Annotated in this window: 22 protein-coding genes; all 22 read left to right on the top strand. The window is 37.6% G+C overall.

Going from position 1 to position 12,295, the window contains the following annotated elements; genetic code table 11:
- The first annotated feature begins 16 nt into the window (after window positions 1-16).
- The 22 genes from AC4PG0_RS10700 to AC4PG0_RS10595 all read left to right on the top strand — a co-directional run bounded on the left by AC4PG0_RS10700 (window position 17) and on the right by AC4PG0_RS10595 (window position 12,287).
- Complete coding sequence (locus AC4PG0_RS10700; RefSeq protein WP_033533856.1) at window positions 17-199, top strand: hypothetical protein; 183 nt, start codon at window positions 17-19, stop codon at window positions 197-199.
- Window positions 144-548, top strand: a complete 405-nt coding sequence (locus tag AC4PG0_RS10695; RefSeq protein WP_014589139.1) for a DUF1064 domain-containing protein — start codon at window positions 144-146, stop codon at window positions 546-548. Before AC4PG0_RS10700 ends, AC4PG0_RS10695 begins: the two co-directional genes overlap by 56 nt.
- A 3-nt stretch (window positions 549-551) precedes the next feature.
- Entirely contained in the window at window positions 552-935 is a 384-nt protein-coding gene (locus AC4PG0_RS10690) for a DUF2481 family protein (protein WP_033533855.1), read from the top strand.
- Window positions 928-1,053 carry a hypothetical protein gene (locus AC4PG0_RS10685; protein ID WP_003735129.1) on the top strand — a complete coding sequence of 42 codons (126 nt, stop codon included), beginning with the start codon at window positions 928-930 and terminating at the stop codon, window positions 1,051-1,053. Before AC4PG0_RS10690 ends, AC4PG0_RS10685 begins: the two co-directional genes overlap by 8 nt.
- 10 nt (window positions 1,054-1,063) lie before the next feature.
- Window positions 1,064-1,228, top strand: a complete 165-nt coding sequence (locus AC4PG0_RS10680) for a hypothetical protein (protein WP_012582398.1) — start codon at window positions 1,064-1,066, stop codon at window positions 1,226-1,228.
- Window positions 1,229-1,246: 18 nt separating this feature from the next.
- Window positions 1,247-1,681 (top strand): ArpU family phage packaging/lysis transcriptional regulator, encoded by a 435-nt coding sequence (locus AC4PG0_RS10675; RefSeq protein ID WP_003735131.1) that lies wholly within the window; start codon window positions 1,247-1,249, stop codon window positions 1,679-1,681.
- A gap of 573 nt (window positions 1,682-2,254) precedes the next feature.
- Window positions 2,255-2,554 carry a hypothetical protein gene (locus AC4PG0_RS10670; RefSeq protein ID WP_061385639.1) on the top strand — a complete coding sequence of 100 codons (300 nt, stop codon included), beginning with the start codon at window positions 2,255-2,257 and terminating at the stop codon, window positions 2,552-2,554.
- Window positions 2,555-2,593: 39 nt separating this feature from the next.
- The gene (locus AC4PG0_RS10665) at window positions 2,594-3,349 is read left to right on the top strand and encodes a terminase small subunit (RefSeq protein WP_069008323.1); all 756 of its coding nucleotides are present in this window, start codon (window positions 2,594-2,596) and stop codon (window positions 3,347-3,349) included.
- Window positions 3,342-4,652 carry a PBSX family phage terminase large subunit gene (locus tag AC4PG0_RS10660; protein WP_492167997.1) on the top strand — a complete coding sequence of 437 codons (1,311 nt, stop codon included), beginning with the start codon at window positions 3,342-3,344 and terminating at the stop codon, window positions 4,650-4,652. The genes AC4PG0_RS10665 and AC4PG0_RS10660 overlap by 8 nt, the downstream gene beginning before the upstream one ends.
- A 12-nt stretch (window positions 4,653-4,664) precedes the next feature.
- Window positions 4,665-6,155, top strand: coding sequence for a phage portal protein (locus AC4PG0_RS10655; protein ID WP_031667963.1), 1,491 nt, complete (start codon window positions 4,665-4,667; stop codon window positions 6,153-6,155).
- Between the two features lie 5 nt (window positions 6,156-6,160).
- Window positions 6,161-7,300, top strand: coding sequence for a phage minor capsid protein (locus tag AC4PG0_RS10650; RefSeq protein WP_045552935.1), 1,140 nt, complete (start codon window positions 6,161-6,163; stop codon window positions 7,298-7,300).
- 78 nt (window positions 7,301-7,378) lie between these two features.
- The gene (locus tag AC4PG0_RS10645; protein WP_045552936.1) at window positions 7,379-7,978 is read left to right on the top strand and encodes a phage scaffolding protein; all 600 of its coding nucleotides are present in this window, start codon (window positions 7,379-7,381) and stop codon (window positions 7,976-7,978) included.
- A gap of 22 nt (window positions 7,979-8,000) precedes the next feature.
- Window positions 8,001-8,837, top strand: coding sequence for a N4-gp56 family major capsid protein (locus AC4PG0_RS10640; protein WP_045552937.1), 837 nt, complete (start codon window positions 8,001-8,003; stop codon window positions 8,835-8,837).
- Window positions 8,837-8,995: a HeH/LEM domain-containing protein gene (locus AC4PG0_RS10635; protein WP_077918135.1), complete on the top strand. Its 159-nt coding sequence runs from the start codon at window positions 8,837-8,839 to the stop codon at window positions 8,993-8,995. Before AC4PG0_RS10640 ends, AC4PG0_RS10635 begins: the two co-directional genes overlap by 1 nt.
- Before the next feature lies 1 nt (window position 8,996).
- Window positions 8,997-9,392 (top strand): head-tail connector protein, encoded by a 396-nt coding sequence (locus AC4PG0_RS10630; RefSeq protein WP_271000067.1) that lies wholly within the window; start codon window positions 8,997-8,999, stop codon window positions 9,390-9,392.
- Window positions 9,392-9,754 carry a putative minor capsid protein gene (locus tag AC4PG0_RS10625; protein WP_492167996.1) on the top strand — a complete coding sequence of 121 codons (363 nt, stop codon included), beginning with the start codon at window positions 9,392-9,394 and terminating at the stop codon, window positions 9,752-9,754. The genes AC4PG0_RS10630 and AC4PG0_RS10625 overlap by 1 nt, the downstream gene beginning before the upstream one ends.
- Window positions 9,754-10,092: a minor capsid protein gene (locus AC4PG0_RS10620; protein ID WP_031644586.1), complete on the top strand. Its 339-nt coding sequence runs from the start codon at window positions 9,754-9,756 to the stop codon at window positions 10,090-10,092. The genes AC4PG0_RS10625 and AC4PG0_RS10620 overlap by 1 nt, the downstream gene beginning before the upstream one ends.
- Entirely contained in the window at window positions 10,092-10,499 is a 408-nt protein-coding gene (locus tag AC4PG0_RS10615; protein ID WP_185557105.1) for a minor capsid protein, read from the top strand. Before AC4PG0_RS10620 ends, AC4PG0_RS10615 begins: the two co-directional genes overlap by 1 nt.
- A 2-nt stretch (window positions 10,500-10,501) precedes the next feature.
- Window positions 10,502-10,939 (top strand): phage tail tube protein, encoded by a 438-nt coding sequence (locus AC4PG0_RS10610; RefSeq protein ID WP_010990223.1) that lies wholly within the window; start codon window positions 10,502-10,504, stop codon window positions 10,937-10,939.
- Window positions 10,869-11,201, top strand: coding sequence for an Ig-like domain-containing protein (locus tag AC4PG0_RS10605; protein ID WP_077945412.1), 333 nt, complete (start codon window positions 10,869-10,871; stop codon window positions 11,199-11,201). The genes AC4PG0_RS10610 and AC4PG0_RS10605 overlap by 71 nt, the downstream gene beginning before the upstream one ends.
- Window positions 11,202-11,253: 52 nt before the next feature.
- The gene (locus AC4PG0_RS10600) at window positions 11,254-11,676 is read left to right on the top strand and encodes a phage tail assembly chaperone (protein WP_061727556.1); all 423 of its coding nucleotides are present in this window, start codon (window positions 11,254-11,256) and stop codon (window positions 11,674-11,676) included.
- Between the two features lie 5 nt (window positions 11,677-11,681).
- Window positions 11,682-12,287 carry a bacteriophage Gp15 family protein gene (locus AC4PG0_RS10595; RefSeq protein WP_119722978.1) on the top strand — a complete coding sequence of 202 codons (606 nt, stop codon included), beginning with the start codon at window positions 11,682-11,684 and terminating at the stop codon, window positions 12,285-12,287.
- The last annotated feature ends 8 nt before the right edge of the window (window positions 12,288-12,295 follow it).

Genomic DNA, 12,295 nt, shown 5'->3' with positions numbered 1-12,295 from the left:
AAAAGGGTGAATAAAAATGACAGCAGAAACAGCAATAAAAAAGTTGAGAAATAGATCAATGAGCATCAGACAAATGGCTAATGCGATTGCAGAAGTCACAAACTACCAAATTAGCGAAATCGAAAGTATGGGGGACGAAGAGATTGAGGCGAAATATACGGCGTTCGTCATTAACGAGGCGAACGAGTACGCGAAGTAAATATAATGCGAAGAAAGTTGTTATTGACAATATAAAGTTCGATAGCAAAGCGGAAGCAGCATATTATCAGCAATTGAAACTATTAAAAATGACTGGTGAAGTAGTGAGTTTCGATTTACAGCCAGAATTTGTGCTACAAGAAAGCTTTCGGAAAAATGGGAAACTGTATCGAGCGATTAAATATAAAGCTGATTTTCTCGTTCGTTACAGTGATGGACATGAGGAATTAATCGACATAAAAGGCATGTTAACAAAAGAGTTTCGAATCAAACAAAAACTTTTCGAACTGCGTTATATGCAATCAATTAAGTGTTTGAAGCTGAAAGGGCGAAATTTCGTGGAGGTGTGACAAATGGCGGTAATGGAGATAACGAAGAGTAAAGCGAGGCAGCGGGAGATAATTAGTTATATAGCAAATAACGATGTAGAGCTTGACGAATTACTAAAGTTGCAAAAAGAACTCAATCAACTAATGAACGAGAATACAATAGAAAAGCAAAAAACTTACTGGACCAAAACGTTCGATCGAATCGTGAAAAAGAAAAAATGGCCGGAAATTACAATTCGTGAATTCGCTGATTTACGTAATGCAGGACTAACGTGTTACGCAATCGCAGAGCATTTCAAAGTGTCGAAGGCTGTAGTTTTCAATTACACACAAAGAAACAAAAAAGAATACTATCAGATTTTTGACATGAACGAATATCAAAAAAATAAGGAGATATGGAATGATTGATAAAGTAGCGAAATTTATAGGAGCTTTCACTATTTACGCCTTATGGGTTCTAGTACTGATTTTTGTACTAGGATTAGCAGTTAAAGGGATATTTTGGGCTTGGAGTAATATGTTTTAGGAGGATGAAAATGCAAATTGAAAAGTTAAATGTATTTACCAGAGAAACAATTTGTCACGGAGAGGACATAGAAATCGCTAATTATAATATTGAATTAGAAGCAATTAGTGAAGAATCTTTTATTGATACAGCTGAAAAGGTTGAGAAAATAAGGGAGTTTATCGAAAATTTATAAAGTGATGGGGGCGACTTTATGGGACAACTATTCAATCTACCACAAGTTGAAGATATTAACTACATTCAGACAGTCAGAGCAGTAAGAAAGTTCTTTAAAGACTATTTAATGCTGCGAGTGATGGCAGGAAGTCGTAAATTGCCAACAATGACGACAACATACAAATTAACGCCACCGAATTTCAGTAATGAATTTCATTCAAAAGTAGAAGATGCTGCAATTCATAATGTCGATAACGTTCATGCGGCACAAGAAGCGGTTAAAAAATACGATGCTATTTTGAATCAACTTGAGCACATTCATAGAAAGATACTCTTTGAGAAGTTCATTCATAACTTACAAGATATAACTATTATGCTTGATATTCCTTACGAAGAAAGGCAATACAAAAGAGAGAAACGGAAGGCTGTTATTGAATTAGCAACAACACTTGGGATTGAAGTGCTAAATTGAAAATGGCACTTTTCTGGCACTTTTTGAGCAAAAAAAGGTGATAATATGATATTAGTGAGAAGTAAAGATGATTACAAAAATAAAATTTTATGTTGAGTCTGCACTTTACTTCTCACATCCTATCCATACTGGATGTAAAACACGCTTGTGGCGTTATGCTGTACGTTAACAGTTTATACTCGTGACGGAATAGGTAGACGAAGCACAGGATAGAACTAGTGTGGCTAAGAAACGTATGTCTTAGCTTAAAACTCCTGTAAAACAAATTAATTAGTTCATGCAAGGTGCAAATCCTTGCCGAGTATATTTAAACGACAATGCCTTCTCTCTATTTAATAGCAGATAAGTTCTGACAGGAAGGCTTTTAATAGCCAGTCTCATGCTGTACGCAGTATGTAGATACCTCAGCCAAATTGGTAAGCACTAAGCATATTAAATGAGGAAACAAAAGACAAGACGAAGACGTTCGTCACCGTAGAAGTCTACTGGTTTCATAACTACGGATATTAAATAATAGTTATAGCTCCGATTATTCGGGGCTTTTTTGATACATAAAAATAAAGGGGGAAGCTTATGGCGATTCCAAAACAGGTTAAAATAGGCGCTGTTAATTACGATGTTCAAGAAAAACAAGTTGTTGATAATGATAATTCGAATTGGGGTGCGTGTGTATTTCATGATAATCATATTGAAATTTCAACCGGACTTTCAGAAGAACGAAAAGAACAGACATTAGTACATGAAATACTACATGCAATCTTTTATGAATCGGGCTTTGAAGAGCAAGACGAGGATGTAGTAAATAGAGTCGGAATTACATTGCACCAGTTTTTGAAGGACAATAATTTATTTCATAAGCAAGATGTAGATTAGATTTCAGTTAATTAAAATAAGGGAGTGTGGTGATATGTAGTGACTAATTGGGAATTAGCTTATAAAGATTATAAAGAAGGCATGAAGTATAAAGATATTGCCGAAAAATACAACGTGTCTATAAATACAGTGAAATCTTGGAAATCTCGAAAGTGGAGCAACCCGGAAGATAAAAAAGGTGCAACTAAGAAAAAGGTTGCACACAAAAAAGAAACTAAGTTAATAATTGAAAACGATACGCTAACAGAACAACAAAAAATGTTCTGTTTATTTTATTTACAACACTTTAATGCAACGAAGGCATATCAACAGGCATATAAGTGTGATTATAACTCCGCTAGATCTAATAGCGTTAGACTGCTAGCAAAAGATAACATTAAGCAAGAGTTGAACAGATTAAAAGCAGAGTTGCAACAAGAGTTATTTGTTAGTGTGCAAGACTTGATGAAAGAGTATGTAAAGCAAGCTTTCGCCGATATAACAGATTTTGTTGAATTCGGCAATGATGAAGTAACAGTATCTGATTTAAACGAGCAAGGTGTTATGGAAACGGTATTGGACCCAATCACCGGCGAACCTGTAACTTATAAAGCGTCTTTCGTTGCTTTAAAGGATAATTCGGAAGTGGATGGCTCGCTAATTCAAGAAGTGAAAAAAGGGAAAGATGGCGTATCTTTGAAGCTCTATGATAAGCAAAAAGCTATGTTAGAGCTCATGAAGTACTTGAAAGATAACGGAGAAGACGACAACGACCAAATTACCATCATTGACCCGTGGGGTGAACGCGATGGCTAAAAAAGAAATAGACATCCGTAAAGAAGTAAACCCGCATTTTGCTGAAGTTTGGAAAGCGGCAAAGCCTTTTAATGTCCTAAAAGGTGGTCGTAACTCGTTTAAATCATCCGTTATAGCTTTGTTACTGGTTTCTTTGTTAATACCGTATCTATCACGAGGCGAGAAAGCGAATGTGGTTGTAATTCGAAAAGTTGGAAATACAATCCGTGATTCTGTATTTAATAAAATCCAATGGGCCTTGAAAAAGTTCTTTTTGATAAATAAATTCGATACTACTGTCAGCCCCTTTAAAATAACCCATAAAAAGACGGGTTCAACTTTTTATTTCTACGGACAAGATGACTTTCAGAAACTAAAGTCTAATGACATTAACGACATTATAGCTGTTTGGTATGAGGAAGCCGCCGAGTTTAAAGACGCGGAAGAGTTCGACCAAACTAACACAACGTTTATGAGGCAAAAACAGAAAAGAGCTGCTTTTGTTCGATTCTTTTGGTCATATAATCCTCCTCGCAACCCTTACTCATGGATAAACGAATGGGCAGACCAGCAACGAAGTAATTCGACCTATTTAGTTCATGAATCAAGTTATTTGAATGACGAGTTAGGTTTTGTTAATGACCAAATGCTAGATGTAATCAATCGGATAAAAGAAAATGATTATGACTATTACCGCTATTTATATTTAGGAGAAGCGGTGGGATTAGGCACAAACGTTTATAACATGAATTTATTCCAAAAACTTAAAACTATCCCGCCGGACGATAGAATTATAATGATTGACTTTGCTATCGACACTGGACATCAAGTATCAGCTACCACATGTCTAGCGCTAGGTTTTACAGCAAAGAAAAATGTTATCTTACTAGACACGTACTATTACAGTCCCGCGAATCAAGTAGTAAAGAAAGCACCTTCGGATTATTCAAAAGAGTTACGCGAGTTCATGACTAAAATAGTCGCGAAGTATAATGCGCCTGTCGATATGCAAACGGTAGATAGTGCGGAGGGCGGACTTCGAAATCAGTACTACAAAGATTACGGTGTTAGCTTACACCCCGTCACAAAAGGTAAAAAAGTGGATATGGTCGACTTTGTGCAAGATTTATTAGCACAAGGTCGTTTTTATTATCTTGATATTCCAGAAAATCAAATATTCATCGAAGAACACCGCAAATATCAATGGGATGTAAAAACTGTTAACACAGATAAGCCTGAGGTCATCAAAGAAGACGATCATACGTGTGATGCTTTTCAGTATTATGTTAAAGATAATTTACGCAAATTGGGGCTCAAATATTAGGAGGTGAAAACCTTGATAAACCAAATAATCGCGGGAGTGAAAGGAGTGATGCGGAGAATGGGACTATTGAAAGCACTGAAAGATGTAACGGAACATAAAAAAGTAAATGCTAATGATGAAGATTATAAGTATATTGACATATGGAAACGATTGTACCAAGGCCATTATGCTGAATGGCATAATCTCAATTACGAACACAATGGCAATCCAGTCAACAGACGCCAATTATCTATGAATTTGCCGAAGGTCACAGCTAAGTACATGTCAAAGCTTCTTTTTAACGAGAAAGTGAAAATCAATATCGATGATGAAGCAGCAGAAGAGTTCGTGCTTAACGTACTCAAAACAAACGGTTTTACTAAAAACATGGAGCGTTACATCGAATACGGAGAAGCGATGGGCGGCTTCGTGATAAAGGTTTATCACGACGGCAATAAAAACGTCAAAGTTTCATTTGCAACAGCTGATTGTATGTATCCTTTGTCAAATGATAGCGAGAATGTAGACGAATGTGTTATTGCTAATAGTTTCCACAAAAACAATAAATATTATACGTTGCTTGAGTGGAATGAGTGGCAAGGCGATGTATACACGGTCACAACAGAGCTATATCAGTCAGATGACCCGAACGAGCTTGGGACAAAAGTAAGTTTAACATTGCTGTTTGACGATATTGAGCCGGTTGTTCCGCTACCTGACTTTACACGTCCGACTTTCATTTATATTAAACCTAATATAGCGAATAACAAGAATCTAACGAGCCCGCTCGGCATTTCTGTTTATGCTAACGCATTGGATACATTGAAAACACTTGATTTGATGTTCGATTCATACTATCAAGAATTCAAATTAGGCAAAAAGAAAGTGTTGGTGCCTTCAAGTTTCGTTAAAACAGCTGTTAACTTGGACGGCTCGACTTCACAGTATTTTGATTCAACCGATGAAGCGTTTTTCCTTTATCAAGGTGATCAAGACGACAACGGTAAAGCGATAAAAGATATATCTGTAGAGATTCGGTCAACTGAGTTTATCGAGTCTATAAACGCAATGTTGAGAATATACGCCATGCAAGTTGGATTAAGCGCAGGCACATTCACTTTCGATGAAAACGGCTTAAAAACAGCTACAGAGGTTGTAAGCGAGAAGTCAGAAACCTATCAGACTAAGAACAGCCATTCACAGCTAATTGAACAAGGCATAAAAGAAATGATTGTGAGCATTCTTGAGGTCGGGAAATTTATCGAAACTTATTCTGGCGAAGTAATTGAGTTAGACACTATTACAGTCGATTTTGACGATTCTATAGCACAAGATGAAGATACAACTATCAATCGTTATACGAATGCTAAAAATCAAGGTATGATACCGCTGAAAATTGCTTTACAGCGTGCTTGGAATATTACTGAAGCTGAAGCGGATGAATGGGCTGAAATGTTAGCAAAGGAAAAACAAGCGGAAATACCTAACAATGATATGACCGGAATATTTGGAGAAGAGGAGTGATTTAGATGGCGCTAACTCCTCGACAATTAGACTTATTTGTGCAACCGGTCGTTGATGTATACACAACGCTCGAAAATGAATTGTTCACTCTTATTGTTCGACGATTGAAAACAAAGAAAAATATCAGCGCAGATAATGTGCTTGCTTGGCAAATAGAAAAACTTAATCAAGTTCATGCACTAGATCAGCAAATGATTGAACGAATTTCCAAAGCTTCCGGCGTATCTGCTAAGAAGCTTTTTTCTATTGTTAAAGACGCAGGATATAGCGATTTAAAACAAGTAGATAACTATTTCAGCAAATTAGCCGAAGTTGGTGCTGTGTTACCACTTGTGGCTGACGGACAAACGATAGTCGATAAAGTAATGAGGAGTTATTTTAAGTTAGCACAAAGTAACTATAATCGCGTCAATCAAACGATGTTATCGCAAGCAAGACAAATCTATTCAGATATCATTCACGAAACGACACAGAGCGTCTTAGCTGGTTTAAAAACACATAGACAAGCATTAGCTGAGGCAGTAACTAAATTCGCTGAAAACGGTGTTCCTGCGCTTGTAGACAAGGCAAATAAAAGGTGGACACCTGAAGCATATGTCCGGACTGTAACCAGAACAACAGTTAACAGTGTTTATAACAGCATTGAAGACGAGCGAATGAATGAATTTGGCGTGGATTTAGTGCGTATTTCACAGCACATAGGAGCACGACCAACGTGTTCACTTGTTCAAGGCAAAGTAATCTGTTTGTTATCTGTTGAAGAAACAAAAACGAAGTACGGCAATAAATACATGTCTATTTATTCGCCGGAACTCAGATATGGATACGGCGATGGTGTTTTCGGCTGTAATTGCCGTCATCATCGTTTTGCTTTTATTGAAGGCATTAACATTGCGCCGGACGAGAGCGAGCTAGTAGACGAAGAAGAAAACAAACGCGTTTATATGTTGAGTCAGCAACAACGATTGATGGAACGCGACATAAGAGCAGCTAAACGCAAGCTGTCAGCTGCCGAAGAATTAGGCGATGAACTAGCAGTTAAAAAAGCAAAACAGGCTGTTAGAACGAAGCAAAGTAAGCTAAGAGCATTTGTAAAAACACATAATTTAACAAGGCAATACAACAGAGAAAAAGTATATGCATAACATTCGACCTGAACGAAAGTCGTTAAAAGTCGGCTCTCGTGATCGTATCACGTAAAAACAACGTAGGAGGAATAAGAAATGGAAAGAGACTTTTTGAAGGAATTAGGCTTGGAAAAGGAAACTATCGACTCTATTATGGCAGAACACGGTAAGTCGATTCAGAACGAAAAGGACAAGGTAACATCAGCGGAAGCAGAAAGAGACGGGCTTAAAAGCCAGCTTGCGCAACGGGACGATGATATCGAAGCTTTGAAAACTGATTCCGGAACAAGCAAATCTTTAAAAACTCAATTGGAAACACTGCAAGACAATTACGAAACTTTGAAAAAAGATTCGGAAGCTAAATTAGTAGAAACTCGCAAAGGCGCAGCACTTGATTTAGCTTTAGCAAATGCGAAAGCAAGAAATCCGAAGGCTGTAAAAGCTTTACTGGATAACGACAAACTAGAACTAACAGACGAAGGTTTGAAAGGCCTTGACGAACAGCTAGGAGCATTGCAAGAAAGCGATGCTTATTTGTTTGCTCAAGAAAGCGAAAATGTAGCACCTAAGTGGGGAATCAATGGAAATCAAACTAATAATAACCCTGCTAGTAAATCGCTGGCAGATTATAGCTATCAAGAGCTCGCAGATTTAAAAGCTAGTGATCCAGCTACATTCGAAAGTATCACAAAATAAAAAATAGAAAGAGGTAAAAAAGATGGCAGATTTAACAACGAAATTAGCGAATTTGATTGACCCAGAAGTGATGGCGCCGATGATTTCCGCACAACTACCAAAAGCGATTAAATTTGGGGGTATTGCACCAATTGATAACAGTTTAGAGGGACAACCCGGCTCAGAAATCACTGTCCCTAAATTTAAGTATATTGGCGATGCTCAAGACGTAGCGGAAGGAGCGGCAATTGATTACTCCGCGCTTGAAACCGAATCCGTAAAGCACGGAATTAAAAAGGCTGGCAAAGGTGTTAAGATTACAGATGAAGCAGTACTTTCTGGATATGGCAATCCTGTCGGAGAAGCGCAAACGCAAATTCGCATGTCTATTGCTTCAAAAGTGGATAATGATATTTTAGCAGAAGCTTTAACAACAACATTAGAAGTTAAAAGCGCAATTAATATTGATTTAATTGACCAAATTGAAAATACATTTGTAGATGCTCCAGATGCAATTGAAGATGAAGCAATTACATCGACAGGTGTTCTTTTCTTGAATCACAAGGATGCAGCAAAACTTCGCAAAGAGGCAGCAGAGAGTTGGACTAGAGCATCGCAATTAGGGGATAATTTACTTGTTAAAGGAGTGTTTGGTGAGTTGCTTGGCTGGGAGATTGTCCGCACTAAAAAATTAACAGTGGGGAATGGGCTAGCTGTAAAAGCCGGGGCTCTAAAAACATTTTTAAAACGCAATATTTTAGCGGAAGTAGGGCGTGATATGGACCATAAGTTAACTAAATTTAATGCCGATCAGCACTATGCTGTTGCTTTAGTTGATGAAACAAAAGCGGTGAAAGTAGTTCCAGTTTCGGGAAACTAATGGCGGCGCGGTCGGGTGAAACTGATAGCGCGCCGATTCAAGACTTTTCAGCTATGACAGTAGCAGAATTGAAAGAAGAGCTTGTGAATAGAAATATCGAATTTGCAAGTAATGCGAAAAAAGCGGAGTTGGTAGCTCTGTTGGAAGGTAGTGAGTGATATGCCTTACACCACATTAGAATTTTACAACGATGAGTACGCTGGGGAGCATTTAGAACAGGACGAATTTGACAAACTGTTAAAGCATGCTGAAAGAAAAATTGATTCAGTGACATTTTACCGAATACGCAAAAGTGGAATTGAATCGTTTAGCGAATTTATTCAGCATCAAATACAGTTAGCTACTTGTAATCAAATCGAGTATTTTAAAGAGGCGGGTGGAACAAGTGAGTTAGCTGTTTCCAAGCCGGATAATGTGAGTATCGGGAGAACCTCTATTAGTGATAGTAATTTTGCATCAACTGCTACATCACTTAATAGCGGATTGATTGGTAGCGATGTAAGGTCCTATTTAGCGCATACAGGTCTTCTTTACAACGGGGTAGGTGTTCGTTAATGAAAGTAGTAAAACCGATAACAAACGCCCCTCCGTTACCTCTCGATTGGTTAATTCATAACATTAGCTACGAAGCGTATAAAGAAGAAGATAGACACAATCAAATCGTTTATGAAAAAGGCATTGAGATTGAGCATGTTCGTGTTGACTTCTCAAAATCAAATCAAATCGCGGGATTATCTGATACCGATAGATATGACGCGGTTATTTTTATTGATGCAGTGAACAGCATGAACGTGCCAAACGATTTTATAAGTAGATCTAAAATATATTTTTCTGGAAAAGCTTATAAGATTGTCAAAGTTATACCTTTTTATGCCACTTCTAATAGCGTGCATCATTGGGAAATCGAGGTGGTTTGATGCCGATTAAAGTACGTGTGGACCTCTCAAAAGCAAAAGGGAGCGTAAAAAAGGCGAAAGAAAGAGGTCAGTTTGCTTTAATTAATCAAGCGGCCGCTGATATTGCGCTTTATGTGCCGTTTTTAAGCGGTGACTTGTCAAATCAATACGTTATTATGAATGACAAAGAAATTATGTGGACATCTATTTATGCGCGACGGCTTTACAAAGGTATAAACTTCAATTTCACACTAACACATCATCCGTTAGCTGGTCCTAAATGGGACCAACGGGCAAAAATAGATAAAATGGACGTCTGGGAAAAAGTGGCGCAAAAAGCGGTCGAGGAGGGACTATAATGTCATTAGATTTTTTAGACAGCGTCATGGATGCTATCGAAAACAACGTAGATTTAAAAGATATGAAATTAAGAACAGCGATATTAAAACCCGAGTCAATCGCTTTGCTGCTGACTCCAAATAACGATAAACAAGGTTATCAAGACGGCTCTTATGAGCGGTCTTTTTCTTTTAACCTAAACGGCTCTAGCAAGCAAGAAATGAAAGTTTTAAATGTGTTGAATGCCATTACTGCTTATTTTGATAACACAGAATTAGAAAGTATTCAGAGCTTAAATAGCAGCTTTGTGCTAGAAGACAAAGAAACAACTAGTGTTCCGAATCTTGTTTCGGCTAATGACGATGGAACGTTTATTTATAGCGCTAGTTTCAAAATTAAATTATATATTGAAAGCGAGGAAAAATAAAAATGGCTAGAATTAAAAATGCGAAAACGAAATACTTTGTAGCTGAAATTGTAGATGGTGTGGGCGAGCCAGTGTGGAAACGACTATCCAAATGGATTACAAACGTTTCTGACGATGGGTCTGATAACACTGAAGAGCAAGGCGACTATGATGGCGATGGCAACGAAAAAACAGTTGTTTTAGGTTACTCAGAAGCTTACACGTTTGAAGGGACGCACGATCGTGAAGACGAAGCGCAAAACTTAATTGTCGCTAAACGTAGAACGCCAGAAAATCGCGGGATTATGTTTAAAATCGAAATTCCTGATACTGAAACAGCTATCGGTAAAGCGACTGTATCAGAAATCAAAGGGTCCGCTGGCGGCGGGGATGCTACGGAGTTCCCAGCGTTCGCTTGCCGTATCGCTTATGACGAAACACCAAAAGTTACAAAACCCTGAAACAAGCCCGTCCAGCGTCGAAGTGGACAAGGCGACTATTACGTTAAAAGTTGGTGAAACAGCTACTATTACTGCCTCAGTATTACCTGCCGGAGCAAACCAAGAAGTAACGTTCACTTCTTCAAATCCACCAAAGGCAAAAGTAAATGCTAGTGGCGTGGTCGAAGGCGTAGCAGAAGGAACAGCAAACATGACTGTCGCATCTAAAGGAAGCCCTTCTATCAATAAAGTAGTACAAGTAACAGTGGAAGCAGCAGATTAATAAATAAAGCCCTTACTCAATGTAGGGGCTTTTAAATTGGAGGAAATCATACATGACACAAAACAATGTAATTAATATTCAATTAGAAGAATCATATCAAGAGTTTCAGCTTGGCACGGAACTGTTTAGAGTCGGTTTAGGTGATGAAATGCGCCGCAAATGGATTGAAGCAGATGAGAAGTACAAGAATAAGCTAGAAAAGCTAAATAAATACAACATTGATAATACTGACGAAATGAGTTCAGAAGAATATTTTTCATTAGAAGAAGATGTAAAAGAGGCTTTAACTGAAGCATATGCAATTTTATTGGATGACGAAAAAGCATTCGATAAATGTTATGCGCAATGCAAAGATATTTTAAAAATGTACCAGGTATACAATCAAGTTGCAGAAATCATCGTCGGTTCAGTAGAAAAGCAACAAAATGAAATTCAAAAGAAATATAAAGCAAAAATGACTAAAAAAGCGAAGTGATTTAAATGCTTTCGCTCGCTTTTGGAGTTAACGATATTTACGAATATGAAGGAAAAGAGTATAAGCTCGATTTAGCTTTTGACAACGTTCTAAGAGTGATTGAGTTAACGGAAGATAATAGTTTATCTGATGTGTTCAGAGCTAACCTAGCAATCGACGTGCTTTTTGTTGATGATATGCCTTGGTCACGTTCGAACGAGGAAGACGAATACGCGAACATTGAAGAAAAATCGTTAGTGCTTATTGATATTTTCACTAATTATATTGTTAAAGAAAATGACGATGGTTTGCTTTACGATATCGACGGAAACAAGATGCCAAGCGCTACAAACAACAATGACGAAGCGGAAGAAATTGCTTCATATTCATTAACGCAAGATGCGGATTATATCTATGCTTCTTTTTTACAAGACTACAATATTGATTTATTAGATAGTCGCGGGAAAATGCACTGGTATAAGTTTAGAGCATTGTTAGAAAGTTTGCGTGATGATACAACAATTAAAACGATAATCGGCATTAGGCAAGCGGAATTACCTTCTGGAAAAGGAACAGAAAAAGAACGAAACGAATTAATTAAACTGAAAAACAGATATAAGTTAAAAGATTAGAGGTGAGA

The sequence above is a fragment of the Listeria sp. MAN/IMW/UF464 genome (assembly GCF_058683955.1).
This window is presented reverse-complemented; position numbering and strand designations above follow the sequence as displayed.

Excerpts from the sequence above, each read along its gene's own strand:
- AC4PG0_RS10635 (WP_077918135.1), top strand. The coding sequence starts at position 8,837 with ATGGCGGCGCGGTCGGGTGAAACTGATAGCGCGCCGATTCAAGACTTT.
- AC4PG0_RS10620 (WP_031644586.1), top strand. The coding sequence starts at position 9,754 with ATGCCGATTAAAGTACGTGTGGACCTCTCAAAAGCAAAAGGGAGCGTA.
- AC4PG0_RS10610 (WP_010990223.1), top strand. The coding sequence starts at position 10,502 with ATGGCTAGAATTAAAAATGCGAAAACGAAATACTTTGTAGCTGAAATT.
- AC4PG0_RS10605 (WP_077945412.1), top strand. The coding sequence starts at position 10,869 with ATGCTACGGAGTTCCCAGCGTTCGCTTGCCGTATCGCTTATGACGAAA.
- AC4PG0_RS10600 (WP_061727556.1), top strand. The coding sequence starts at position 11,254 with ATGACACAAAACAATGTAATTAATATTCAATTAGAAGAATCATATCAA.
- AC4PG0_RS10675 (WP_003735131.1), top strand. The coding sequence starts at position 1,247 with ATGGGACAACTATTCAATCTACCACAAGTTGAAGATATTAACTACATT.
- AC4PG0_RS10630 (WP_271000067.1), top strand. The coding sequence starts at position 8,997 with ATGCCTTACACCACATTAGAATTTTACAACGATGAGTACGCTGGGGAG.
- AC4PG0_RS10700 (WP_033533856.1), top strand. The coding sequence starts at position 17 with ATGACAGCAGAAACAGCAATAAAAAAGTTGAGAAATAGATCAATGAGC.
- AC4PG0_RS10680 (WP_012582398.1), top strand. The coding sequence starts at position 1,064 with ATGCAAATTGAAAAGTTAAATGTATTTACCAGAGAAACAATTTGTCAC.
- AC4PG0_RS10660 (WP_492167997.1), top strand. The coding sequence starts at position 3,342 with ATGGCTAAAAAAGAAATAGACATCCGTAAAGAAGTAAACCCGCATTTT.
- AC4PG0_RS10650 (WP_045552935.1), top strand. The coding sequence starts at position 6,161 with ATGGCGCTAACTCCTCGACAATTAGACTTATTTGTGCAACCGGTCGTT.
- AC4PG0_RS10685 (WP_003735129.1), top strand. The coding sequence starts at position 928 with ATGATTGATAAAGTAGCGAAATTTATAGGAGCTTTCACTATTTACGCC.
- AC4PG0_RS10690 (WP_033533855.1), top strand. The coding sequence starts at position 552 with ATGGCGGTAATGGAGATAACGAAGAGTAAAGCGAGGCAGCGGGAGATA.
- AC4PG0_RS10615 (WP_185557105.1), top strand. The coding sequence starts at position 10,092 with ATGTCATTAGATTTTTTAGACAGCGTCATGGATGCTATCGAAAACAAC.
- AC4PG0_RS10645 (WP_045552936.1), top strand. The coding sequence starts at position 7,379 with ATGGAAAGAGACTTTTTGAAGGAATTAGGCTTGGAAAAGGAAACTATC.
- AC4PG0_RS10670 (WP_061385639.1), top strand. The coding sequence starts at position 2,255 with ATGGCGATTCCAAAACAGGTTAAAATAGGCGCTGTTAATTACGATGTT.
- AC4PG0_RS10595 (WP_119722978.1), top strand. The coding sequence starts at position 11,682 with ATGCTTTCGCTCGCTTTTGGAGTTAACGATATTTACGAATATGAAGGA.
- AC4PG0_RS10625 (WP_492167996.1), top strand. The coding sequence starts at position 9,392 with ATGAAAGTAGTAAAACCGATAACAAACGCCCCTCCGTTACCTCTCGAT.
- AC4PG0_RS10640 (WP_045552937.1), top strand. The coding sequence starts at position 8,001 with ATGGCAGATTTAACAACGAAATTAGCGAATTTGATTGACCCAGAAGTG.